The 24,067-nt window shown below is 53.1% G+C and carries 19 protein-coding genes; 15 read left to right on the plus strand and 4 right to left on the minus strand.

Annotation, left to right across the window (positions count from 1 at the left end):
* Positions 1–3 precede the first annotated feature (3 nt).
* Both BMW84_RS04530 and BMW84_RS04535 read right to left on the minus strand, forming a co-directional pair.
* Positions 4–642, minus strand: a complete 639-nt coding sequence (locus BMW84_RS04530; protein ID WP_091064942.1) for a YczE/YyaS/YitT family protein — start codon at positions 640–642, stop codon at positions 4–6.
* The gene (locus BMW84_RS04535) at positions 639–1,085 is read right to left on the minus strand and encodes a GNAT family N-acetyltransferase (RefSeq protein WP_091064945.1); all 447 of its coding nucleotides are present in this window, start codon (positions 1,083–1,085) and stop codon (positions 639–641) included. The genes BMW84_RS04530 and BMW84_RS04535 overlap by 4 nt, the downstream gene beginning before the upstream one ends.
* A 127-nt stretch (positions 1,086–1,212) precedes the next feature.
* On the opposite strand from BMW84_RS04535, the gene BMW84_RS04540 reads away from it, so the two are divergent.
* A complete protein-coding gene (locus BMW84_RS04540; protein ID WP_091064947.1) occupies positions 1,213–1,665 on the plus strand; it encodes a MarR family winged helix-turn-helix transcriptional regulator in 453 nt (150 codons plus the stop codon).
* Between the two features lie 115 nt (positions 1,666–1,780).
* On the opposite strand, the gene BMW84_RS04545 is transcribed toward BMW84_RS04540, so the two are convergent.
* Positions 1,781–2,071, minus strand: coding sequence for a hypothetical protein (locus BMW84_RS04545; protein WP_091064949.1), 291 nt, complete (start codon positions 2,069–2,071; stop codon positions 1,781–1,783).
* 144 nt (positions 2,072–2,215) lie between these two features.
* Here BMW84_RS04545 and BMW84_RS04550 point away from each other — a divergent pair, with 144 nt between their 5' ends.
* The 10 genes from BMW84_RS04550 (at position 2,216) to BMW84_RS04595 (ending at position 18,097) form a co-directional block, all read left to right on the plus strand.
* A complete protein-coding gene (locus BMW84_RS04550) occupies positions 2,216–2,473 on the plus strand; it encodes a hypothetical protein (protein ID WP_091064951.1) in 258 nt (85 codons plus the stop codon).
* A gap of 89 nt (positions 2,474–2,562) precedes the next feature.
* Complete coding sequence (locus BMW84_RS04555) at positions 2,563–3,522, plus strand: AAA family ATPase (protein ID WP_091064954.1); 960 nt, start codon at positions 2,563–2,565, stop codon at positions 3,520–3,522.
* Positions 3,523–3,532: 10 nt separating this feature from the next.
* Complete coding sequence (locus tag BMW84_RS04560) at positions 3,533–4,162, plus strand: RNA ligase family protein (protein WP_091064956.1); 630 nt, start codon at positions 3,533–3,535, stop codon at positions 4,160–4,162.
* 29 nt (positions 4,163–4,191) lie between these two features.
* The gene (locus BMW84_RS04565) at positions 4,192–6,456 is read left to right on the plus strand and encodes a hypothetical protein (protein ID WP_091064958.1); all 2,265 of its coding nucleotides are present in this window, start codon (positions 4,192–4,194) and stop codon (positions 6,454–6,456) included.
* A 29-nt stretch (positions 6,457–6,485) separates the two neighbouring features.
* Positions 6,486–6,986, plus strand: coding sequence for a GNAT family N-acetyltransferase (locus BMW84_RS04570; RefSeq protein WP_175498673.1), 501 nt, complete (start codon positions 6,486–6,488; stop codon positions 6,984–6,986).
* A 187-nt stretch (positions 6,987–7,173) separates the two neighbouring features.
* Complete coding sequence (locus BMW84_RS04575; protein ID WP_091064963.1) at positions 7,174–8,358, plus strand: MFS transporter; 1,185 nt, start codon at positions 7,174–7,176, stop codon at positions 8,356–8,358.
* Between the two features lie 192 nt (positions 8,359–8,550).
* Complete coding sequence (locus tag BMW84_RS04580) at positions 8,551–12,852, plus strand: galactose-binding domain-containing protein (RefSeq protein WP_091064965.1); 4,302 nt, start codon at positions 8,551–8,553, stop codon at positions 12,850–12,852.
* Positions 12,853–13,010: 158 nt separating this feature from the next.
* A complete protein-coding gene (locus tag BMW84_RS04585) occupies positions 13,011–14,732 on the plus strand; it encodes an extracellular solute-binding protein (protein ID WP_254772860.1) in 1,722 nt (573 codons plus the stop codon).
* A gap of 37 nt (positions 14,733–14,769) precedes the next feature.
* Positions 14,770–16,347 (plus strand): response regulator, encoded by a 1,578-nt coding sequence (locus tag BMW84_RS04590; protein WP_091064967.1) that lies wholly within the window; start codon positions 14,770–14,772, stop codon positions 16,345–16,347.
* Positions 16,348–16,351: 4 nt separating this feature from the next.
* Positions 16,352–18,097, plus strand: a complete 1,746-nt coding sequence (locus BMW84_RS04595) for a sensor histidine kinase (protein ID WP_091064969.1) — start codon at positions 16,352–16,354, stop codon at positions 18,095–18,097.
* On the opposite strand, the gene BMW84_RS04600 is transcribed toward BMW84_RS04595, so the two are convergent.
* Positions 18,084–19,745: a ribonuclease J gene (locus BMW84_RS04600; protein WP_091064971.1), complete on the minus strand. Its 1,662-nt coding sequence runs from the start codon at positions 19,743–19,745 to the stop codon at positions 18,084–18,086. The genes BMW84_RS04595 and BMW84_RS04600 overlap by 14 nt on opposite strands.
* A gap of 153 nt (positions 19,746–19,898) precedes the next feature.
* On the opposite strand from BMW84_RS04600, the gene BMW84_RS04605 reads away from it, so the two are divergent.
* From BMW84_RS04605 to BMW84_RS04620, 4 genes are all read left to right on the plus strand, one after another.
* Complete coding sequence (locus BMW84_RS04605; protein WP_091064973.1) at positions 19,899–20,849, plus strand: LacI family DNA-binding transcriptional regulator; 951 nt, start codon at positions 19,899–19,901, stop codon at positions 20,847–20,849.
* A gap of 71 nt (positions 20,850–20,920) precedes the next feature.
* The gene (locus tag BMW84_RS04610; RefSeq protein ID WP_091064977.1) at positions 20,921–21,550 is read left to right on the plus strand and encodes an HAD family hydrolase; all 630 of its coding nucleotides are present in this window, start codon (positions 20,921–20,923) and stop codon (positions 21,548–21,550) included.
* Between the two features lie 108 nt (positions 21,551–21,658).
* A complete protein-coding gene (locus tag BMW84_RS04615) occupies positions 21,659–22,996 on the plus strand; it encodes a family 43 glycosylhydrolase (protein WP_139209586.1) in 1,338 nt (445 codons plus the stop codon).
* Positions 22,997–23,188: 192 nt separating this feature from the next.
* Positions 23,189–24,049 carry a CPBP family intramembrane glutamic endopeptidase gene (locus BMW84_RS04620; RefSeq protein ID WP_091064980.1) on the plus strand — a complete coding sequence of 287 codons (861 nt, stop codon included), beginning with the start codon at positions 23,189–23,191 and terminating at the stop codon, positions 24,047–24,049.
* The last annotated feature ends 18 nt before the right edge of the window (positions 24,050–24,067 follow it).

Consider the following 24,067-nt stretch of genomic DNA (forward strand, 5'->3'; position numbering starts at 1 on the left):
CACTCAGGTGAACGGCTTTTCGGCTTGTGCTGAAGTTTGCCGATCCAGCATTTTCGTTATCAGCGGCATAAAGTAATTCAGTATTAGTCCGCCCAGGCCGACCGTCAGCAGCGTACCGACGCCGATGGGACCGCGGAAGAGAAAGGCCGCCATCAGGAAGATTACATACAGGATCGTCCGCGTGTAGAAGAGATTCAATCCGGTTAACGTGCGCATTAACAGTGTCAAACGGTCCAGCGGGCTGGGCGCGAACCGGGCGTGCAGGTAAACCGCTGTTCCGAGACCGATCACAACAAGGCCGAGGCCGAAGCACGCTAGCTTTGATAGAAATAGACTAGGTTCAACCAGACGGTTCATGATCAACAGCCAGGCATCGATGCCCAGCCCGGTCACGAAGGCTGTCGCCAAGCCGAGAAGTTCCGGGCGCTGCCGGGAGAGAAGCGCATTGCAAAGGCATAGCAGTATCGCAATCAGCACTTCCCAGCTGCCCACGGTCAGGCCGACGCTATGCGACAAGCCGACGAGCAGGGCATCGAACGGGGAAGCCCCCAGACCTGCGCGAATCGTTAACGAGATGCCCAAGGTCAAGATGAGCAGGCCGAAGACGAACAACATTGGGGCGGCTTTGAATGGTGCCTTCATCTTGCAGCGGCCGCCAGCTTTTTCGTCATCAAATAATGCGGGATTCCGTCTTCCATAAACATTTCGGAGCTCGTCTCATAGCCCAGTTTCTTATAGAAGCCCTCGGCCTGCGTTTGGCCATGCAGCTTCACCTGCTGGAGTCCTTGCCCGCGTGCGATCTCTTCCAAAGTCTGAATGATCCTTTTTCCGATGCCGAATTTACGGTAGGGCTCCAGGATACAGATCCGTTCCAATTTACCGATCCCCTGCACAGCCCGGATTCTCCCGGTTCCGACGGGCTGCCCTTCATGGTAAGCCAAGATATGCCTGCAACGGCCGTCCAGGTTATCAAACTCATCGAATTCGTCCTGCAGGGGGACACCTTGCTCCTCGACGAATACACTTTTCCGGATGGAGAAAGCGTGTTCCAATTCCTCTTGCTGGGTAATTTCTTGCGTAGTCACTTTTGCTCAAACCTTTCCCGATTTATTTTTACCGCAAAAAACGTCATAATGAACGAAGCGTCAATCTTAACAAAGTATAACCAGAAATAATATTGTTGTAAATGCAACAAAACAAGGGGACGAGCGTATGAGGGAAATTCTTCGCGAAATCGGAATGATCGCAAGGGCGCTGGATTCGATAAGCAATATCGAGTTTAAGGAACTCCAGTTATCGAAAGGGCAGTATTTATATCTGGTGCGCATCTACGAGAATCCGGGGATGATCCAGGAGAAATTGGCGGAAATGCTTAAAGTGGACCGGACCACGGCAGCCCGTTCCATCCAGAAGCTTGAACTTCAAGGTTTTATCGAACGACGTAGCGACGATGCGAATAAAAAGATTAAACGGTTGTTCACTACCGAAAAAGGAGACCAAGCCTATCCGTTTCTCAAACGCGAGGGCGATCATTCCGACGCGGTTGCGATAAGCGGGTTCACGGGCGAAGAGGCCGAAACGTTGTTCCAGCTGCTCCATAGGGTACGCAGGAATATCGAAGTGGATTGGGATTATGTAAAAAAAGGCGGCAAGCGGGAGTACTGACCGAACCCGGCCGGGTCCATTCAAGCGAGCAAAGCCCCTCCGGCTGCGGCGGGCAGGCCAAAGGGGCAAGGGGAGGAATGGCGAAAAGCGAGTATAGGCGGATACTCGTGTTCGTTTAGAAATCGGATGTCGCGATTTGGATGGAGCCTGTTGTTGCACCGGCCGCTGTGCTCTGCAGCGCGGCAACCAGCAGGTTGCCGACAGAGATGGTCAAACTATTATTCGGCGGAATTTCATAGGTGACGACCGGCGCGTTCACCGCATACAGCACCAGAAGCACGGGATAAAGCGCCGAGAAGTTCTGAACGGTAACCGCCGCATTCGTGCCGCCGGCCAGATTTTCGTAAAATGACTTACCAACGCCGGCTGCCAGGGTGAAAAATTGCTGGGGCAATAAAATAGCCATTGAATAACCCTCCTTTACCAATTGATACGATATTATATTCGGTCCTGATAGAATCGCGAGAGCAACTGTACTTGGTAGATTTGCATATTTTTTTGTCATGAGACAACTTTTCAGCGGAATACTTCATAAAGGGGAGGGGAGAACGTGGCCAAACCGAAGAAAGTATACCTGCTGCACATTAACGGCAAATTGCTCGTTACCATCAAGTCGCTGGTTCTAATCGACATCCTTTTGGGTAGTGGTATTTATTATGCAGCGAAGCTGCTGACATCAAGCCTGGTGATTGCGTCCTTAGGCAGCATGGCCGGATGCGAAGGATATAAATGGCGGATCAAAAATCTGAATACGCGGGTCGTGACCGTCCCCAAGCAGCAAATACATAACCGGCTGGAAGCTCCCTGACCCAGGGAGCTTTTTTTATAAAGCATTTTCTCCCTTTCGCCCGGGGTTCCTATCGTTATATTCTAAAAAGATAAAGCAGGGGTGAGAGAATGAGTACCATTCATATGCTGATCGGGGTTCCCGGCAGCGGCAAAAGCCATTACGCCAAAGCGTGCTGCAAACGGGAAAAAGCGGTTCCGGTCTCGACGGATGCCATCCGCGAGCGGCTGTTCGGCAAAGAAAGCCGGCAGCGGAATACGTACCGCGTCTTTGGCGAGGCTTTTACAGAGATTGAACATGCGCTGTCCGCCGGGAGAAACGTCGTCTTCGACGCCACCAACGTCACACGGGAGCGAAGGCTGCAGTTTTTCAAACGTTTTGACGGGGTGCCGGTGGAAGGTCATATTTGCGCTCCGCCTTATGAAAAGATCCGGGAGCGTTTATTGTCACGTAAGCGAAGCATTGACGATAAGGTATTGCGGAAATATTTGAAAAACTTCGAGTTTCCCGTTCTTGCCGAAGGCTTTGCCCGCCTGCATATTGTCCCGACGCCGGATGACACAGGGTTGAACCGCGGCGTGCTCGAGCAGCTTCTTGCCGGTAATCCGGATCATGATCGGCTGTTCGCCAATTTGCATCAATGTCGTTATTTCGGGGCGATGCTCGGTTTCAACCAGGAAAGCCCGTTCCATTCCAAAACACTGTCCGAGCATACCCATGCCGTCATGGATTACGTTAATGCCTTCTATGAAGGCGAGCATCTGCTGGAAATGCAGCTAGCCGCATTGTTTCACGATATTGGCAAACCGTTCTGCAAGGTATGGAAAGAGAGCCGCGGGCATTATTCCTATTACGGGCACGAGCATGTCTCGGCTGCCATGGCCTGCCACGTACTGGATCAGCTTGGATATGATGAGGCGTTTATTTTACACGTGGTGAATCTGGTCAGCTTTCATATGGAGATCCTGCACGGCGGGGATGCCGGAGCGTCCAAGATCTATCATTTGCTGGGCGGCGCAATGCTGGCAGAACTATATTTCTTTGCGGAAGCCGATACATACGGCAAATAGAGGTGAGAACATGAAAGTTAAATATCCGAAAACGATGCATCTGCCGTGGTCCCGCGGCTACACGGACGATGATAAAATGCTGCGAAATACCGATCATTTTAACGGCAGGGAAGTCGTCATCACCGAAAAAATGGACGGCGAAAATACCTCCATGTATCCCGAATTCATTCATGCGCGTTCACTGGACAGCAAGGACCACATCTCACGGCATTACGCCAAAACCTTACACGGGAACATTTGTTATCAAATTCCGGAAGGCTACCGGCTGTGCGGAGAAAATGTATATGCAAAACATTCCATCGGCTATTCCGCGCTTCCGGGCTTTTTCCTGCTCTTTTCCGTATGGGACGAGAATAACATATGTCTGTCCTGGGATGAAACGGCGGCATGGGCGGAGCGGCTGAATGTTCCACTGGTTCCGGTTTTGTACCGCGGGAAGTGGAGCGAAGACGCCGCCAAAGCCTGTTATACAAGGATTTCCCGTTGCGGCGGAGAGCAAGAAGGGTATGTGGTGCGTGTAGCGGATCGTTTTGCATATGAGGATTTCAAGACTTCCGCAGCCAAATTCGTCCGTAATAATCATGTGCAGACCGATGAACACTGGCTCAGCAAACCCGTCGAACCGAATGCTCTGGCATAACTTCGCACTTTAAAGGGAGAGCGTACAACATGCGAAAACGGACATTTTCCTATATGAACTTTATGTTTCTGATTCCGCTGGTTCTCCTCAGCGTTATGGTATGGAGGGATTACAACCATCAGATCACAACCGTAGCGGAACGTCAGCCGGAGCTAAGGGAGATTTCCTATCTGGATAATGGAAAGCAAATCATTGGAATCGCCGATGCGCAAATGGGAGAAGATGCCCGGGTGTATTGGTTTGACGCAACCTCCGGCAACTTGATCCATAAGAGAAACATTCCCGCCAATTCCAACAGCTTGTACGATGCATTATCGTATCAGCAGGGCAAAGTTATAGTTCCGACATTCAAAGACAATACGGGGCTGCAGCTGCATGCCCTTGGTCCTTCAGGGGAAATGGATGAGCTGGCACAAAGTACGCTTACGGCGGAAACTGCTTCAAACATCGAAATTTATGAGTGGCGGGGCCGATTAATCATCACAGGGGAACGCGGCAACTCCGGATTGTATTTAGCGCAGGTGAAGGACGGGCTGCTCACTACTTCTAGCCTAGAGGCCGGGGAGCAGTTTCCTGCGAGGCCGCTCCGGTTTCGTGAGCTGTACGACAGCTTCGAGAATGAAAAATCCGTACCGATGTTTGATGTCACCCTGAAGGATGACTCGTTCGCATATATCAGCGGAATATTGGACGGTAAAGGCAAGCCAGCGGTACTTCTTCAATCGGAAGAGGAAACCTCCTTTGAAGCGGAAGACCGGGCAGGCATTCAATTTGCCAAACATTTCGCATATGACGCAACTAAGCTTGTGAGAGTAGACAGCCGTTACCCGGGGCAAGCCCATCTCTTTAATGCCGTTACGCAAGATTGGGGTGCTGTGCTTCCTACGCCGAAACCCGTGTATCAGGCAAAAGTCATTCTGTTGAATGACCGGGAGGTGCTGGTTGCGGGTTCATCAACGGAAGATGAATTAAGCGGGAGCCTGCTGGGTTATGTGTATAATGAGCAGACCGGCCAATTTACAGATGCAAGTCCACTTTTCAAAAGTTTGAGCTATGAAGAGCTGACGGACGATCGGACGCGGTTCTTCAAAGAAGCAGGCAGCGCTGAAATATATTTTAGCGTCATGCAAGGCCCTGCGGGAGTGCTGGACCTGACTGCAGGAACGGTTCAGACTCAAAGACCGGAACAGGTTCAGTACTGGATGATCCCCTCCGGAAAGGATCGAATCTCACTGGCCAGCTTCTGGGATTATTTGAGACAAGGAAATGCGCTGGTGATTAACTGGCTGATCTGGTTGCTGCTGCCGATCTTTTTGTTTGGCGGTATGGCTCTGCTGTTCTCCGGGCTTAAACGTAGCCATTCCCGAAAAGTCGCTTCCGGTCAAAGGATCCAGGGCGCCATCATAGGGATGGAGGAGACGGGAACGTATATCAACGAGCAGCCGCAGATCCGCTTCACTGTTCGGTTTACGGATGAAGGAAGGGCGAAAGAGGTGGCGATCAAGAAAGTCATTTCGTTCCTGGACCCTGTAAAGATCGGTGATCCGGTATGGATCAGCTATAACAGGGCCAAAAACAAGGCGGTATTCGTTACCGGGGAGCAGCAAGAAGGTGAGCAGGAAGAGATGACTTTGCTGGCGGACGCGGTTCTTCGCCATATCGATGAGCATTCGCGCATCGGGCACAGCCGGGTGCTGCTGCTGAGCTTTGCGGCAGGCGGACGCAACTATAAGGTGCCGGTGCTGGAGCCTGCGGGTTTCGAATACCGGATAGGCGAGCGCGCAAATCTGACGCTGGCCCAGGGCGTCGCAAGAATTTACAGCTACGGGAATACGCTCCGTTATGACAGTAAGAAGCAACTTACGCTTCCGGGAGAAGTGATCCGGGTCAGCGAATATCCGGTAACGGTGGATAGCCGGAAGTTGATGCTTCTGGAGACCGTACTGCAAGATACGCCAGGTCGGATCGGTAAAATCAACAGTCTTTTTGTCCCTTCCGGTTTCAACGTTCAGCCAGGCACTGTTCTTCCGGTCATCATGCGGCGAGAGGATTTGGAGAAAGAGTTGCGGCTGCAGCGGGGAAAACAAGGCGCTGCCATTGTCACATCTGTCCGTTATGAGGGCACGCTTGGCGAGCGCCCGTTGGCTGTTATAACGGCAGAGCGCGGCGGTGACGCATATTCCATTTATCAGACCATCGAACCGCTATACGGCGTGGCGGCCGGCGATGAACTGTGGATCGCTTACGATGAGAATTCGCGCGAAGCCATTATTATCAATTATTCATCCCAATAATCTCAGATATATCCATGGAGGGCTTATCAATGACAACGATGGACACTCATTTAATAGCTGTAGATACTCCCAAGCGGCGGGAGATTCTTCACAACCTGATCCCGCTTTATCTTCATGATTTGTCGGCGTATACGCCGGAATTGCAGCCGAATAACCAGGGACGCTATGAATACGATGGACTGCATTTATACGAACAGGATGAACGGCTGCATGCATGCCTTATTTACCACGCGGAGCAAATCGCCGGCTTCGTCCTGGTCAATGAACCTCCGTATACCGAAAAGGACGTCGATTATTGCGTAAACGAGCTTTTCGTATTAAACGGCTTCAGGAAAAAAGGCGTGGCGCAAGCCGCCATACGTCAGGTATTCGACCAATATCCCGGAAAATATCTCGTGTTTCAACTGGCCGGAAACGCTCGCGCCGTTTCGTTCTGGCGGAAGGTGTACGAACGAAACAACATTGCATTTTCGGAAGTCGAAGAGATCTATGATGGAGATTTATGCGTATTTCAGCGTTTTACCCTGTAGCCATACCCATGTTTAAGAACTGCTTATCCAGGCGGCCGGTCATCTGACCGGCTGCTTTTTTTGTGTTTTGACTTGTTTAGGCTTGACGGACATAAAAAACGCACATACAATAAAGCGGAGCATTTACTAGTTTAGTAAATAAGTAAATTAGTAAATGGGAAATTATAAATGGACTCGAGGGATTAAAATGTTTAACAATCGTTATGTTCGTACCATTGTTTATTCCCGGGTGCTTCTGCATCTGGGCATCTGGATCCGGAATTATGCCGTATTGCTCTATGTAACCGGGCTGACGGATAACAATCCGGTATACGTTTCCCTGATTTCGGTTGCGGAGTTCGCACCGATCTTCTTGTTCGCGCTCATTGGCGGGACTTTTGCTGACCGGTGGCAGCCCAAGCGGACGATGGTCGGCAGCGATGTGTTGTCCGGATTGTCCGTTGGCGTAGTACTGTTTGCCGTTATCAACGGGGGGTGGGCTGCGCTGCTGATCGGATCGTTTGTCTCGGCCAGCCTGTCCCAATTCTCGCAGCCTTCGGCGATGAAGCTGTATAAGCGGCATGTGCCGGCAGAACAATTGCAGCGGGTGATGGCGATGTACCAGACCATCGTTGCACTATTTACCGTGCTTGGCCCGGTCATCGGCACCTTTATCTTTTTGAAATTCGGCATCCGGGTTTCGCTCATCCTGACAGCGATGCTCTTTCTTGGCTCCGCCCTTGTGCTATCGACATTGCCGCAGGATAAGAAGGAAGAGAATAACGGGAAGGGCAGCAGCTTCATCAGCGAATTAACGGCCGGATTGAGGTATATCGGTGCCAATGCGGCATTGAAGACGCTTAGCATGACTTTCGCGGCTGTCGGCTTCGCCTCCGGGTTAACCCAGCCGCTGCAAATCTTCCTTGTCATGGAGAAACTGGGCAAGACCAAGGAATTCCTGCAATGGCTGGTGATGATCAACGGGACAGCCATGCTGATCGGCGGAGCGGCGATCATCTTCATCGCCAAAAAATTGAAGCCGCAGCTGCTGCTGATGTATGGCCTGGCCGTAACGGCGCTTTGTACTGCCAGTCTAGGCGCGTCCACCTGGATTGGGTTGACCGTTCCGCTGCTGATCGTCAGCGGCTTGTTTTACCCCGCGATTCAAAGCGGCATCCAGACGATGCTGGTGGGTAACACGGAAGGAGCATATATGGGACGCGTCTCCGGCGCGATAATGCCGGTATTTATGGGCATGATGGTCATTGGCATGTTTCTATCCGGCTATTTGAAAAATGCTATATCTCTTGCAGGAGTCTACGCGCTCAGCGGCACCTTGATTCTAGCCGGCGCGCTGCTGCTGCTTCCGCTAAGCCGTATATCCAAAGGCTGACCTGATCCCAGGTCGGCTTTTTCTTTTGCTCAAAATCGAAACCGGTTTCAAACATCCGTTATTCGTGCATGAAATCGTTGATTTGTATAATTGTAAGTGCATACAGAAAAAGGTAATCTTTGCTTGTGAAAGCGCTTGTATTGGCCCTTTCGGAAGTTATCATTCCATTCATAAAAGGAGGAATATGGGTTCATGATGCAGCATTTATTGAACCGCAGGAAAAGCATGTCGCGTGTCTGTATCGGTTTCCTGGTGATTGCGATGCTGATGTATCTGGTGCAGATTACGCCGATGAGCCGCGTGCACGCGGCTGGCTCTTATCTGCTGTCCCAGGACCGGCCCGCTTACGCATCCGGCATCGAAGGCAACAATACCCCGGATTTGGCGGTTGACGGGAACACCGGCAGCCGCTGGAGCAGCGCATGGGGAAGCGACCCGAACTGGATCTACATCGACTTGGGAGCTACGGCAACGGTAGACCGGGTCGTACTCCGCTGGGAAGGCGCTTATGCAAAAGCATACAAAATCCAGGTATCCGGCGACGAAATGACCTGGAACGATGTTTACTCGACCGCTAACGGAGACGGCGGGGTCGATGACCTAACGCTTACCGGCAGCGGACGATATATCCGTGTCTATGCGACACAGCGCGCACTGACGGCTTACGGCATTTCCCTGTTCGAGTTCGAGGTCTACGGAACAGGCGGCGTCAATCCTCCGCCGGTTGCGCTGGGGCCGAACGTTGCTTTGAATAAAGCGGCAACGGCTTCATCCTATGAGCAATCCGCTTACTTGCCGCCGAATTCCACTTTGCCGTCGCTGGCAGTTGACGGCGACGCTACCACGCGCTGGTCCTCCAATCCGACGGACAATGAATGGCTGCGGGTCGACCTGGGCAGCGTCCGCACGCTCGGCCGGATCATCCTGCAATGGGAAGCGGCCGCCGGAAGAATCTATGATATTCAAGTATCGAATGACGGCAATGCCTGGACCACGGTCTATCGTGAACTTCACGGAGACGGGGGGACCCTAAATCTGCCGGTCTACGCAACAGGCCGTTACCTGCGGATGAACGGCATCAGCCGGGCCACTTCCTTCGGGTATTCGGTCTTTGAATTCCAGGCCTATGATTATGTGAACGGCGATCCGAAGCCAACCTATACGATTCCCGCGCTGCCGCAGCTTAGTACAGTGAACGTTGGGCAGGGCAGCTACGCGGTCAACGACATGTCCGTGCCGCAGCCGAAATACCCGCTGTATAAAGCGGATAATCTGACTGCCCCGCTGCCGTCCAACGACTGGTGGCAGTCGATCATGATCAATAAGCTCGGCAACGGCATTATTACGCTTCCGCTCAAATCGAAATATACGAAGCAGGGCCTTGGCGTATTGAATCCGGGCGCAGGTTATTTAAGTGCCGACGGTAAAGCACAGGAAGCAGGAGGAAGCCCCGACCTGTTCCTGATGGCCAGCAATATCAATACCTCCAATATGTCCAACCGGATCACCGCCTACGGCGACTGGTCGGCCTCGGCTGTTCTGAGCGACGGCGCAACCGAGAAGATGAAGACAACCTTTGTTAAGGGCTCGCCGTACCTGTATTCCACATTCAGCGATCCGGCCAGCGTCGAAGTTTATTTGCCGGCGACGGCCCGCTTCTTTGACGACAGCAATACCACGCTGCTGGCTGCGGACGGCGCTACCGTGACTGCCGACCATATCGGGATTCAGGTGACCAATTCGAACGGAGCGCCTACGCCGGCTATGGTTACCCGAAATTATGGGCTGTTTGCCCCGCCGGGAACCACATTCAAGAAGGTTGGCGCCAAGCTGAAGATCCAGCTCGGCGGCGGACAAAATTATATGTCGCTTGCTTCCCTTCCGGCAGCAACGAATTTGAACTATTACTATCAACACGGTTATGCATTCGTGACCGGAACTACCGTGTCGTACGCCTTCAACGAAACGACGTCGGAGATCACGACGAATTTTAATCTGACGACAGAGCTGAAGCGGTCGGGCTTCTCCGGCACCCCGCTGACGACGCTGCTGCCGCATCAATGGAAGGTCTCGCCGACGACGCTGACGGCGTTAACTTACGCGTCCATCCGCGGTACGCTGAAAGTCCTTGAAGGGAACGCCTTCGCTACCGTCGATAAATTCTACGGCATCGTCCCGCAATTCACCGAACCGGGAGATGCTTCATATTCCCGGCAGGATCTGGTGTCCTACCTGCAAAAGCTTGATACGGACACTGCTACCGACCTTATGAAGGCGGATGCCTATTGGCAGGGCAAGAAGCTTCATCCGCTCGCACTCGGTGTATTAATCGCCGACCAGATCGGCGACCAAAACTACAAGACTCTGTTCCTGACCCGGATGAAGACCATTCTCTCAGACTGGTACACCTACACTTCCGGCGAAAAGGACTATTACTTTGACTACAACACCGACTGGGGAACGCTGATCTATAAGACCAGCGAATTCGGCGCCAACTCCGGCATCACCGACCATCATTTCACTTACGGCTATTATGTGTTCGCCTCTGCCGTGCTGGCTACTTACGACGCCGATTTCAGAGCGAAATACAGCGGAATGGTCGAACAGCTTATCCGGGATTATGCCAACCCGTCCAAGACCGATGCGCAGTATCCGTTCCTGCGCAATTTCGATCCATATGAAGGCCATTCCTGGGCAGGCGGATATGCCGACAATGACAGCGGCAATAACCAGGAAGCCGCCGGCGAATCGCTGTTCGGTTGGGTCGGACAATACATGTGGAGCACGCTGACCGGTAATGCCTCGTACCGGGATACGGCAATCATGGGCTTCACAACCGAACTCCGGGCGGTACTGCAGTACTGGTTCAATTACGATCAGGACAACTGGCTGCCGTCTTACACTCATAAATCGGTGGGCCAAATCTACGGAAGCTCGAACTTCTTCGGAACCTTCTTTAACGGCAATCCGGTGTATGTCTACGGCATCCATTGGCTGCCGACCGCGGAATACCTGACCAGTTATGGCTTCGACAAAACGAAGGTTGCCAATCTCTACAACGGATTTGTCGCCGATAACGGCGGCCCCGAAGCCGATTGGTATCATATCGTATGGCCGATTCAGGCGCTCAGCGATCCGCAAGCGGTCCTGAACAAATGGAACCCGGCGCTGCCGCAGCAGAACGAACTCTTTAACACGTACTGGTTCGTGCATAACATGGCTACGCTTGGCGGACGAACCAAGGATATCTGGGCGTCCAACGGATACGCAGCAACGGTGTACAAAAACGGCACAGCCTACCGCGCGCTGGTCTGGAATCCGACAGACGCGCCGATTACCGTAACATTCCGCAATGCGGCGGGAGTCACCGGTTCGGCTGTGGTTGCGCCGAAAAAACTGGTGAAGGTGGACCCGACTAAGGTTACGACCGGGGGAGGAACCGAACCTGGCGGCAGCAATCTGGCGCTGAACAAATCGGTGATCGCGTCGCCGAATGCGATTACGCCGGCAGCGGATGCCGTAGACGGCAATCCGAATACGCGGTGGGAATCCGAGTTCAAGGACCCTCAGTATATCCAGGTCGATCTCGGTTCCACGCAAACGATCAATCGTGTGGTCCTGAACTGGGAGGCAGCTTACGGCAAAGCCTACACGATTCAGGTATCGACCAACGGAACCAGCTGGAGCACGCCATTCTCCACGACAACCGGCGACGGCGGCATCGACGACATCACCTTTACACCGGTTAGCGCCCGTTATGTAAAGTTGGAAGGCACGCAGCGCGCCTTGCCATACGGATATTCCTTATGGGAATTCGAGGTGTACGGCAGCGGCGGCACCTTGCTGACTCCGCCGCAGCTTACCGCGGATTCGACGCAGAATACGGTCGGCCAGGCGATGGAGGTCACCTTTACGGACAATGCCGCCTGGAGAAGTGCCTTGAGCGGGGTAAAGGTGGATGGAACGGCGGTAAGCGCAGCGAATTACACGCTGACGGCAGGCAAGCTGACGCTGAATGCGGCCCTGTTCCCGACCGCAAAGACGTATGCCATTACAGTGTCCGCAGCGGGATATTCGGATGCGGCGCTGCAGCAGGCGGTCACGGACGGCAATCCGGTGAATCTGGCCCTGAACAAATCGGTCATCGCATCGCCAAACCCCTTCCAGCCGGCCAATCTGGCGGTTGACGGCGATCCGGGCACAAGATGGGAATCCGCTTTTACCGATCCGCAGTTTATTCAAGTGGATCTCGGCTCCGCGCAAACCATCAGCCGGATCGTTTTGAACTGGGAAGCCGCCTACGGCAAATCCTATACGATCGAAGTATCCGCAAACGGCACGAGCTGGAGTCCGGTATTCTCGACAACAACCGGGGACGGGGCAATCGACGACATCACCTTTACGCCGGCAACCGCGCGGTATGTCAAGCTCACGGGAACCGAACGCGGTACGCCATACGGCTATTCGTTGTGGGATCTCGCCATCTACCCATAAGCAGCTTCGCCTTACGTAAACGATAGGCATGACCCGCCAGCGGCATTTAAGCAAGAAGCCGCCGGCGGGTCATTTTTGGCATCGGCATTCCTCATAAAATACATAGAATTTGTCTCCTGCATATGCCATATTAAGGATATGGAAAGGGGGCTGGCGGATTGAAAAACAGGTTTGCGCGGACGGTCATTACCGGTGTCGTAACCTCCGGATTGCTGATGTCCTGCACAAATGAGAGAGCGCTTACAATAACGGGTGGCGACAAGTTAAACATCGCTGACTCCGCAAGCACTTTCGAAGCAACAACGCACAATGCACAGGGGAATTCGCTTCAGGGAACGGCGGCCAAGGTGATGCCGGTGAATTTCACGCTTTTTGCCAACTACGATTGGTATACTGCACTCACATGGAAAGAAAGGCCGCAGGGAAAATGGATTACCGATCATCTGAACGTCACGCTAATTCCGGTGCAATCGAACGGATCGGCGGCGCAGAAGCTCAATTCCATGATTGTCTCAGGCCAATTGCCGGATGTGCTGGTGCTGGACCGGGGGAAGGACGTGGAGCGGCTGCAGAAAGCCGGCAAGCTGGTTGCGATCGATCCATATTTGGACAAGTACCCGGAGTTTGCCAAAACGGTCGGCGAGGATACGCTGAATATGCTGCGCAGCGAAGACGGGAAGCTGTACCAGATTCCGAATTGGTACATTAACGGCCCGAATGGCAACGGAAATGCCGGTTACCTAATCGAGAGAAAGACTTACAAGGCACTGGGTTCGCCGAAGCTGGAGACCTGGGACGATCTGGAAGCCTATTTGCAGAAAGTCAAAAGGATGTATCCCGGGATGGTCCCGATCGATTTCGGTGAAACCCGGGACGGCGCGGACGTACAAATGCTGGGGATGCTGTACAGCGGAGCCGGCAATGACCGTACGCCGGGCTTCATTTCGCCGGGTTCGGGCCAAATCTTCGGCATTCCGAAGGGCTCGCACCTAATTTCGGTCTATGAAGATCCTGCTTTCACGGAAGCGGCGCTGTTTGCCAGCCGACTGGTGCGGCAGCATCTGACCTCGCCCGATCTGCTCATCCACACGCGGGACCAATCGCTGGAAAAGCTGAAAACCGGCAACATCGCTGTCTTCGCCGCTTACGACGCCGTGGTGGAAAGCATCGGCCGGGAAGCCAACAATCTGCTGCGGGCCAAGGACCCCGAGGCGGGCTATGACGTCATCTGGCCGCTACATAAAGCCGGAGTGGACCCGAAGCGGGTCTATCCTTCCGGCTATTACACGCTGGGCTGGAACGTGAACGTGATTACGACGAGCGCAAGGGACCCGGAGGCAATTTTCGCTTATATGAACTGGGCGACGAGCCCGGAAGGACAGCGGCTGATCTTCTTCGGCCCCCAAGGCATGTTCTATGACCGCGTCGAGAACGGCGTACCGATTCCCAATCAGGCATACATCAACCGGGATCCGAAGAAGTACGACGAATTAAAGCTCGGTGAATTTAACTGGAACGGCAACACCTCCTACATCGATTCGGTGAAAGCGGCAAGGGAAAAGCTGCTTCCGCCGGAAGCGCAGGACTGGACCACGCTTGGGCAGGCCAACATCACTTTCAAAACTTCGCTCAATGTTACGGCTTTCGCCAATCTGGACCCTCCGCCAAACTCGGAGGAGGGAATCCTTATGCAGCGGCTGAAGGATCAGTACGCGCAGCTGGTTCCGAGAATCCTGTTTGCGGACAGTGACGGCGAAGTGGAGCGGCTGATCAGGGAAGCGGGCCAGGAAGCGTCGGACTTGGGCTATTCCCAGGTGCTGGCATGGAAAACCAGCGTATGGCAGGAGAATCTAAGAAAGCTGCATGGCAAAGCGAAATAAGTGTATTTTCCGAATAATCGCAAAGGAGTGCCGTCCTATGTTCAGAGCTGTTCTTGTGGATGACGAAAGCTACGATCTGGAAGGGCTGCGCCGGCTGATCCCCTGGAACGAGCTGGGGATTGAGGTGGTGTGCAGCGAGAACCGCCCGCTGGCCGCTTTGCATTACATCGATAACCACGAAATCGATCTGCTGATCACCGATATCAAAATGCCGGTCATTTCCGGAATCGATTTATCCCGTAAGGCGATCGAGCGGAATCCCGGGCTCAAAACCGTGTTCATCAGCGGATACCAGGACTTCCAATATGCCAAGCAGGCGCTTGACTTGAAGGCGCACGGGTATATCTTAAAGCCGGTGGACGATGACGAGCTGGTCGGCGTCTTACGTGGGGCGGTAGAGGCGCTTGAGCAGGAGCGCATTCCAAAGGCAAAGGCGGAACTGGCCGGTACGATCGCTTCTTTTCCGTTTATTCATAACGACATTCTGCAGCATCTGCTTGAAGGCAATCTGGAGCCGGCAACGCTGCACGCATTTCTGCAATTGTATCCGCTGGACCTTCATTTCGAGAGCGCCTGCTGTGCACTGGTCGAAGTGGATGACATGCTGCAGCGGATCGGTCAAGGCCCGGAGAAAGTAGGAATGGAGCTGGATCAGCTGATCGCAAAGATCGGCAGCTATATTGCCGAAACCGGTATCGGCCGCTGGTGCCGGGTCAACCGTTCGCAAATCGGCTTGATCTGTACGGCTGAACCGGCGTCCGTTGAGCAGCGGCTGCAGGCACTGGTTGAGCATGTGCGGGAGTCCGGCGCTTTTACTGTAACCGCAAGCTATGGCAAACCGGTTACGTCCCTTGAGGAGCTGGCAGACTCCTTCGCGCAGGCGAAGACCTTTATGAATGGAAAAATGTTCGTCGGCAAAAACCGCGTCATTCCGCCTTCCCTGATCAAACCCGGAATCACCAAGGATGTTAAAGATCTGAGCGTGGTGCTTGAAGCGATGTTCGGCGCCATGGCGGGGTACAAGCTGCTGCATATCTGCGATTGCATCGACGAGCTGTTTGAGGTTGCCGCGCTGTTCGAGCATCCGGTGAAGGTGTACCAATTTTCCATCCACATCGCGACCCGGCTTGAAGCCTACCTGGGCACGCTTAACGAAACCTTCGAGAGTCTGCTCGGCTGGGGGATTCATCAAACGGACATCATTCACAGCCTGGAGACGGTGGAGGATATCAAGCGCTGGCTGCGCAATACCCTGTTCCAGATTTCCGAAATTCTGTTTATGAAAAAACAGCACAAAAACCGCCGGCTTATGGAGCACATTGACGTTTATGTCCGTGAAAGGCTGGCCGACAACCTGACGCTGCGCGAAATTGCCAACCATTTTGCCTACTCGCCAAACCATTTGGGAGTACTGTTCAAGGAATATGCGGGGGAGAGCTTTAACGAATATTTGGTCCGGCTGCGGATGGAAAAAGCGATTGAGCTGCTGGGCCAGCACCAGTACAAAATTTACGAAGTGGCAGATAGAGTCGGCTACAAGAATATTGCCTATTTCAGCAGACAATTCCGCGATTACTACAATATCACCGCCGCGGATTATAGAAAGCAGAGTTGATTCCATGCCAAGACGTTTCCTGCCAGCTTATTTGCCGCTGGGTTACAAACTGCTGGTATCGTATCTTTTGCTGGTGATGGTGCCGGTCATCGGAATCGGAAGCTTTGCCTACGTCTCGTCTGTCCGTTCCATCGAAGAACATACGCGGAGTAACCTGGAGGTAGCAGTCCGGCAGATCGGCAGCAATATCGATTACCGGCTGAAGGATATTACCCGCAGCTCCGACGAGCTGTACGCCGACCAGATGCTCTCGCGGTATTTGACGGGATACCATTCCGGTTGGGATAAATATAATATCATGTCCCAATACATTCTGCCGAGGCTGGAGAATGCCGCGAATCTGCCGAACCAGGAAGTCAAGCTGTCCCTGTATGTCGATAATCCGGGCCTCAGCGAATTTTATTACGTGGACAGCGACAATGCCAATGAAGGACGCCAGTATTCGCTTTATCATCTGGACCGCATCCAAAACAAGTCCTGGTACAAGGGTTTGTCCCTGCATTATGGTGCGAACGAATGGAAGCAGATTGAGACCGACGAAGCCACTGGCAGCATTTCGTATCTCCGCCCTTTGATCAACTACGATACGCTGGAGATCAGCGGGCTGATCAAAATGACGGCGAAGATGAAATATATCTTCACCGATGTGGATGCCGGGCAGCTTGGAGAGGACAGCATTCTGTTTATCGTGACCGGGGAGGATAAGCTCCTCTTCTCCAGCTCATGGAACGAGATCGAACCGGATATGCTCTCCGCATCGGCTTCAGGCCATATTCGCCAGCCGTCTTCCTTCATGCAGATCAAACAGCCAATCGGCAATATGAACGCCAGCGTCGTTGCATGGATTCCCTTATCCGCCTTGAAACACAATTCGGATGAAGTGAGGGATGTGACGATCTGGGTCTGCCTGACCGTGCTCCTGGTGCTCGGAGTGATCAGCGTGCTGATGTCGCAATATTTTTCGAGGCGCTTCCGGAGGCTTACCGATTTCCTGAAGTCCTTCCGCGAAGGGAACTTCCATACCCGGATTTCGCTCCGTGGGAACGATGAGTTCCGCGAAATTGGCAGCGCGTTCAACGAGATGGCCGCAACCATCCAGGAGCTGATCGACGAGGTCTACGCAAGCAATCTCGAGAAAAAGGAAACCGAGCTGCAAATGCTTCATTCGCAGATGAACCCTCACTTTCTCTACAATACCTTTTCTTCGATCAGCCGGATGGCCAAGCTCGGGGAGATTGACAAGCTCCATGAGATCATTCGCGCCTTGGCCCGCTTTTACCGGCTTAGCCTGCACCGGGGCGACAAAATCATTTCCGTCGAGCAGGAGCTGCAAATCGCCGAGTCCTATCTCTCGATCCAGCAGATCAAAAACGCCGGCCGGATCCACGCCGGTTTCGAGGTTCATCCGGACGTCACGGCGTGGAGGACCGTAAAGTTTATTTTGCAGCCGTTTGTGGAAAACGCGCTCGAACACGCCTGGTACGCAGATACGATAACGGTAACGATCCGCGTTTTTCCGGAAGAGGGCAGGCTTATCTTCGAGGTGGAGGATAACGGACTCGGCATGAAGGAGGATATCATCGGCCTTGTGCTGGATCCGACGGATAAAGGCATCGGCTATGGCATCCGCAATGTGGACCAGCGGATCAAGCTGCAATACGGACGGGATTACGGCGTGCATATCCTCAGCTCGCTAGGCGAGGGAACGCGGATCCGGATTACCCTTCCTGCGGACGTCACACCTCAATGATGATCGGGAGGATCATCGGCCGGCGTTTGGTTTTATCGTAAAGATATTTGCCCAACGCATCCTTCAGCGTCTGCTTGATAACGTTCCACTGGCCCAGATCGGCTTCGTTCATTTTGTGCAGCGTATCTACGATATGCCGGTTGATATCTTCCATGAGCTTTTCCGAATTGCGGATGTAAATGAACCCGCGGGAGATGGTATCCGGATCGCTTAGCAGCCGGCCATCCGTTTGGCTTAAGGTAAGGACCGTAATGAGAATGCCGTCCTCGGATAATTGCCGCCGGTCGCGGAGCACGACGTTTCCGATGTCGCCGATGCCCAGCCCATCCACGAAGATCTGCCCGGCAGGGACCCGTCCCGATTGGCGGACCTTGCCTCCGGCAGACTCGACGACCTCACCGTTTTTCAATAAGAAGATATTCTCTGCCTGGACACCGACCGCTTCCGCCAATAAACGATGATGATGCAGCATCCGGTATTCTCCGTGAATCGGAATGAAATACTCCGGTTTCATCAATGTCAGCATCAGCTTCAGTTCTTCCTGGCTGCCATGGCCGGACACATGCAGTTCGCTTTTGGAGCCGTAAATGACCTTCGCACCGAGCAGATAGAGGTTGTCCACGATGCGGGAGACATTGCGTTCGTTGCCCGGAATCGGATTGGCGGCCAGCAGAACGGTATCGCCGCGGCTGATCTCCATCTGCCGGTTGCTTCCATTTGCCAGGCGGGATAAGGCCGCCATGGGTTCGCCTTGACTGCCTGTGCAGAGAACGGCCACCTCTTCCGGCGGAATTTTGGCGGCATCCGCAGGTTCGATCAGCATATCGTCCGGGAGGTTGAGATAGCCCAGTTCCTTCGATACCGCTACCACGTTCACCATGCTCCGGCCCAGCAATGCCAGCTTGCGTCCCGTCAGTGCCGCCGCATCGACGATCTGCTGCAGCCGATGGACATTGGAGGCGAAGGTGGAGATGAAGATGCGGCGGTCCGCCTTCTTGAAGGCTTCCTCGATATGTGTGCCGACAAGCTGCTCGGACGGAGTGAAGCCGGGGCGTTCCGCATTGGTGCTTTCGGAGAGCAGAAACTTAACGCCTTTTTTCCCGATGTCGGCCATTTTATGAATGTCCGGATACTGCTTGTTGACCGGAGTCATATCGAACTTGAAGTCGCCGGTATGCACGACCGTTCCTTCCGGGGTATCGAAGACGACGCCCAGACAGTCCGGAATGCTGTGATTGGTGTTGAAGAAGGAGACGGCAATCTGCCCGAAGGTCAGCTCGCTATCCGCATCGATGCGTTGAAGGCTGGTTGTACGCAGCAGGCCATGTTCCTTCAATTTATTCTCGATGAGCCCGAGCGTCAGCCGGGAGGCGTACACCGGAAGATTCAACTGTTTGAGCAGGTACGGAATGCCGCCGATGTGGTCTTCATGCCCATGCGTCACGATCAGCGCCTTGACCTTATCGGCATTATTTAACAAATAAGCGATATCCGGGATGATCAGGTCGATCCCAAGCATGCTCTCGTCAGGAAATTTAGAACCGCAGTCAATCGCGATAATATCATCGCCATACTGCAGAACATACATATTTTTACCGATTTCATGGACGCCGCCCAGTGCCGCAATCCATAACCGTTGTTCCGTCATTCGCTATTCCTCCTGAATCAAAGTTGATTATAGTATGTTTGAAGAATGGAGGAGTTATCCATGGACCCGTTATGCTTCCATCCCTTCGTTGACTGAATTCTGTATAATAGTTACGCTTGGCACAATCACGATAAGAATTGGGAGAGGATAGCCATGGCGAATATCAACGACATTGCTCAACGTGCAGGCGTCTCGGTAGCTACCGTATCGCGGGTGCTTAATGGCAATCCGTACGTCTCGGAAGCGAAGCGGGCAGCCGTACAGCGCGTTATCGAAGAACTGGACTATACGCCGAATCGGATGGCGGTCGATCTGATCCGCAAGGAAACGAGAAACATCGGAGTGATCATGCCGTACAACAATAACCAGGCTTTTGACCAGCTGCTGCATGGCGTACTGAACCGGTCTGTGGAGCAGGAGTATTCCGTGACCGTTTTGCCTACCAAATACGACCCTGCCAAAGAACTCCGCTGCTTGCATATGCTCAAAAACAAACAGCTGGACGGAATCATCCTCGGCTCGCGTTCGAATGACTGGGATGCGATCGTCCCCTACAGCAAATACGGAACGATCGTCGCGTGCGAATATACCGATCACCACGAAATCGGCTGCGCTTATGTGGACCGGTACGCCTCGTACCTCGACGTGTTTCAATTATTGCGCGATAAAGGGCACTCCCGGATCGCTTTTACGACGGCAAGGGGAGAGGTAAGCAACAGTACGCGCTTAACGCTCCAGGCGTATCAGCAGATCGTCGGCGAACTTCCGCCGGAATACCATGTTCAGGATTGCTACAGCATGGAGGACGGTATCCGGGCAGCACGGCAGCTGCTGCATCTGAACCCGCGGCCGAGCGTCATTTACGCCAATGGCGATGAGGTCGGCGCAGGGATCTATCGGTATGCGCAAAGTATCGGGCTGGAACTTCCTGGGGATCTGGCCATCATTGGGCAGGAGAACCAGCCGGTCGGCATTGCGTTGAATTTAGCCACGGTCGACCATCATCTGGTGAGCATCGGCGAACAGGCTTTCGATCTGCTCATCGGCAAATCGAAAACGAAAATCGAGGTGCCTTATGAGCTTATTATCCGGCCGTCCATTTAACGGTTGACCTGAAATGGATTTCATACTTTAACCTACTTTCAGAAGCATGATGAGTAGGAGGCTGAAATTCTATGTATACTGCTGTTATTTTTGACGTCGACGGTACGCTGATCGATTCGGAAGAGACGATATTGATTTCGTTGCAAAAGATGCTGAGGCTGCATTATCGCCGAGAGATGAGCAGAGAGGAGCTGGCCTTCGTGCTGGGCATACCCGGAGCCGATGCGCTGCGGCAGCTCGGGATCGCTGAGGTTGAACGGGCGCTTCACTGCTGGACGGAATACATGAAGGAATTCAGGCATGCCACGCGCGTGTTCGACGGCATTCATGGGCTGTTTGAAGGACTGCGCGGTCTGCCTGTTCTTCAAGGAGTGGTCACTTCCCGAACGGTTCAGCAGTTTCTGGATGATTTTGTGCCGTTTGGCCTGCTCCGCGACTTGCCCATTGATATTTGCGCAGACGATACGAAGCGGCATAAGCCGCATCCCGAGCCTTTGCTCAAGTTTTTGGAGCTGTCGTTGTCAGCGCCGGAGAACTCCATTTACATCGGTGATACAATCTACGACTACGAATGCGCCCGAGCAGCCGGCGTGGACTTTGGTTTGGCGCTCTGGGGCTGTAAAGATCCGGACGCCGTTCCGGCACAATATAAATTCAAGCAGCCGGCCGACATTCTTACCCTTTTAACCCGCAAACCATAACTTTTCCAAGATTATCGTAGCTTTTACACCTACTACCGGAGATTCTGAGCCCGATATAATCGGAACGTAGCTGACAATCCATTCCAAACCAAAGAGAGGGTGTAAAAGATGGCGAAATGCAAGTTCTTTACCGCACTTCATTTTTTGCTGGTCATAATCCTGGCGGCAGCAGCGTTTGGCCCGGCTTCCGCTTCGGCGGCAAGCGGGACGATTACCAATGATGTATTCTGGAAGGACACATCCGGCAATCCGATCTATTCGCAGGGCGGGAATATACTCAAGGTCGGTAGCACGTACTATTGGTATGGCGTAAAATATAACGGCGCCGTCACGTATTACAATAATCCGAGCGCGAAGAACAGCGATACCAGTTTTGCCGCAGTTACCTGCTACTCCTCCACGGATTTGGTGAACTGGACGTTCCGCGGCAACATCGTAACGGCCGGCGCGGGAGGAACCACATGGGACCCCGATTGGCTGGGCCGCCTGGGCGTCGTTTATAACGCCAATACCAAAACCTATGTCCTCGTTACCCAATATGCCGGCCCTGCAGGCAGCGGCGTCGCCTTCGCCACCAGCAGCACTCCGACCGGAACGTTTACGTTCCACCATGTGCAGAATTCCATTGCAAACGTTGTCAATAATCTTCCGGGCGATCAATCCACGTTCGTAGACGATAACGGCAAAGCCTACCTGGTCTTCAGCAACGCGAACGGACGATCCCACATTTATGTATCGGAGCTGCGCGCTTCGGATTACCTCAACATCGAACCGGCGACACAGGTCTTCCAAAGCACGTCAGGCGGTCGGGAAGGCAATGCGATGTTTAAATACAACGGAAGATACTATATCGCCTCGTCCGATCTGCACGGCTGGAACGCATCCCAGGCGTATGTCATTTCATCGACGAACATTACAGGCTCTTATTCCGCAGAGACCGTCATGACCAATTCGGAAAAGGACTATTCGCATGTCTCGCAAACCGGCTTTTTCATCCCGGTGCAGGGCAGTTCCGGAACGACGATATTATTCGCCGGCGACCGCTGGAGCGATTTTGCCGGAAACGGCCTGGGGTATAACCAATGGATGCCGCTGTCGTTTAACGGTACTGAGCCGATACTGAACTCCTTAAGCAAGTTTAATCTGGATGCCGCTGCCGGCACCTGGAGCGTTGCTGCGGGTAACAACTATGCCTTGAACCCAAGCTATGAGGCAGACCGGATTACACTGAACACGCTGACCGGCTGGTCCAATTGGAAAAATATAACGGCTGATCCGAACTCGAACATTTCTCCCGGACGCACGGGAAGATATGCCATGACACAATACAGCGATGCCGCTTACAGTGCCAGTATGTATCAGAATGTCACCGGCCTGCCCAATGGAACCTACACTTTGAAGGTTTGGGTGAAGAGCCAATGCGGGCAACTGGATTCGCGTGGATGACTGGTCGTTGACCAAAAACTAACCGAAAAAGGCGGTTCGCCAGCGTGGCGGCCGCCTTTTTTTTGATTATGAAAGGTCATGCCTTGTCCACCCGATGTCAGTTTACGCCGCCGATTCAACCGTTGCAGGGTTTAGGAAATCGGGATCGTCAATATTACATTTGGAATAATTATCTAAAGGCGGAGAGTGGGCATGAGAAAATTGCTAAGAGGTAACATGGGATCTGTGAGATTCGGTTGGAAGCTGCTGTGCGTAATTTTAGCAGGGATGGTAATGAATGTTGTTATAAATGGCGTAATGTCACTGAAGGTGGGAGAAAAGGCGCTTATTCCGAATGCATCATTCACGGCTTATTTTCAGGCTCCAAGCCTCTATTTTGCGATATCTGTTATCGCAGGAGTATGCTTAGTCGAGAAACGGAAGCTTCGTACCATCGGTTTGCCGGGATCGCTCAGCGGATTGCTGCAAAGCACCGCAGGGGGAATTTTGGGCGCAATGTGCTGCATAGCTGCCTTTCTTGTTCTGGGAGCCGTGGGTATTGCCCACTACCCTGAAGGTTGGTTCCGTCTGGACTGGGGACGTTTAAACTTTGCCATGATTGTAACGGGATCTCTCTTTCCTGCGGTAGGGGAAGAACTCTTCTTTCGCGGGTATGCGCTTGAGGGAATGGTCCAGGCTTGGGGCAGCCGAGCAGCCGTACCGGTTTCGGCACTGCTGTTCTCGCTTATGCATAGTGCCAATTCAGGAATCACCGCCATTGCCTTGTTAAATTTATGGATATTCGGTTGCTTTCTCGCATTGGTCAGAGTTCGCGGATGCTCTTTGTGGTACGCGATCGGTTTCCATTTTGCATGGAATTTGGTCCAAGGATCGCTTTATGACAGCGTAGTCAGCGGGGACAGAGAGGGAGGTTTGATTCGGGTTCAGTTAACCGGGCAGCCTATATGGTCAGGCGGCGCTTTCGGTATTGAAGCTAGCCTGTTGGTTACGGTGCTTCTCTCTGCGCTGACAGGTGCAGCCTTATGGCGGAGCAATCAGGCGTCATGTGACTAATGTCACAAATTTGGCGAA

Source organism: Paenibacillus sp. NFR01 (genome assembly GCF_900111565.1).
Taxonomy (GTDB): Bacteria; Bacillota; Bacilli; order Paenibacillales; family Paenibacillaceae; genus Paenibacillus_AQ.

Excerpts from the sequence above, each read along its gene's own strand:
- BMW84_RS04575 (WP_091064963.1), top strand. The coding sequence starts at position 7,174 with ATGTTTAACAATCGTTATGTTCGTACCATTGTTTATTCCCGGGTGCTT.
- BMW84_RS04540 (WP_091064947.1), top strand. The coding sequence starts at position 1,213 with ATGAGGGAAATTCTTCGCGAAATCGGAATGATCGCAAGGGCGCTGGAT.
- BMW84_RS04570 (WP_175498673.1), top strand. The coding sequence starts at position 6,486 with ATGACAACGATGGACACTCATTTAATAGCTGTAGATACTCCCAAGCGG.
- BMW84_RS04555 (WP_091064954.1), top strand. The coding sequence starts at position 2,563 with ATGAGTACCATTCATATGCTGATCGGGGTTCCCGGCAGCGGCAAAAGC.
- BMW84_RS04565 (WP_091064958.1), top strand. The coding sequence starts at position 4,192 with ATGCGAAAACGGACATTTTCCTATATGAACTTTATGTTTCTGATTCCG.
- BMW84_RS04605 (WP_091064973.1), top strand. The coding sequence starts at position 19,899 with ATGGCGAATATCAACGACATTGCTCAACGTGCAGGCGTCTCGGTAGCT.
- BMW84_RS04615 (WP_139209586.1), top strand. The coding sequence starts at position 21,659 with ATGGCGAAATGCAAGTTCTTTACCGCACTTCATTTTTTGCTGGTCATA.
- BMW84_RS04595 (WP_091064969.1), top strand. The coding sequence starts at position 16,352 with ATGCCAAGACGTTTCCTGCCAGCTTATTTGCCGCTGGGTTACAAACTG.
- BMW84_RS04530 (WP_091064942.1), bottom strand. The coding sequence starts at position 642 with ATGAAGGCACCATTCAAAGCCGCCCCAATGTTGTTCGTCTTCGGCCTG.
- BMW84_RS04580 (WP_091064965.1), top strand. The coding sequence starts at position 8,551 with ATGATGCAGCATTTATTGAACCGCAGGAAAAGCATGTCGCGTGTCTGT.
- BMW84_RS04610 (WP_091064977.1), top strand. The coding sequence starts at position 20,921 with ATGTATACTGCTGTTATTTTTGACGTCGACGGTACGCTGATCGATTCG.
- BMW84_RS04620 (WP_091064980.1), top strand. The coding sequence starts at position 23,189 with ATGAGAAAATTGCTAAGAGGTAACATGGGATCTGTGAGATTCGGTTGG.
- BMW84_RS04600 (WP_091064971.1), bottom strand. The coding sequence starts at position 19,745 with ATGACGGAACAACGGTTATGGATTGCGGCACTGGGCGGCGTCCATGAA.
- BMW84_RS04590 (WP_091064967.1), top strand. The coding sequence starts at position 14,770 with ATGTTCAGAGCTGTTCTTGTGGATGACGAAAGCTACGATCTGGAAGGG.
- BMW84_RS04560 (WP_091064956.1), top strand. The coding sequence starts at position 3,533 with ATGAAAGTTAAATATCCGAAAACGATGCATCTGCCGTGGTCCCGCGGC.
- BMW84_RS04545 (WP_091064949.1), bottom strand. The coding sequence starts at position 2,071 with ATGGCTATTTTATTGCCCCAGCAATTTTTCACCCTGGCAGCCGGCGTT.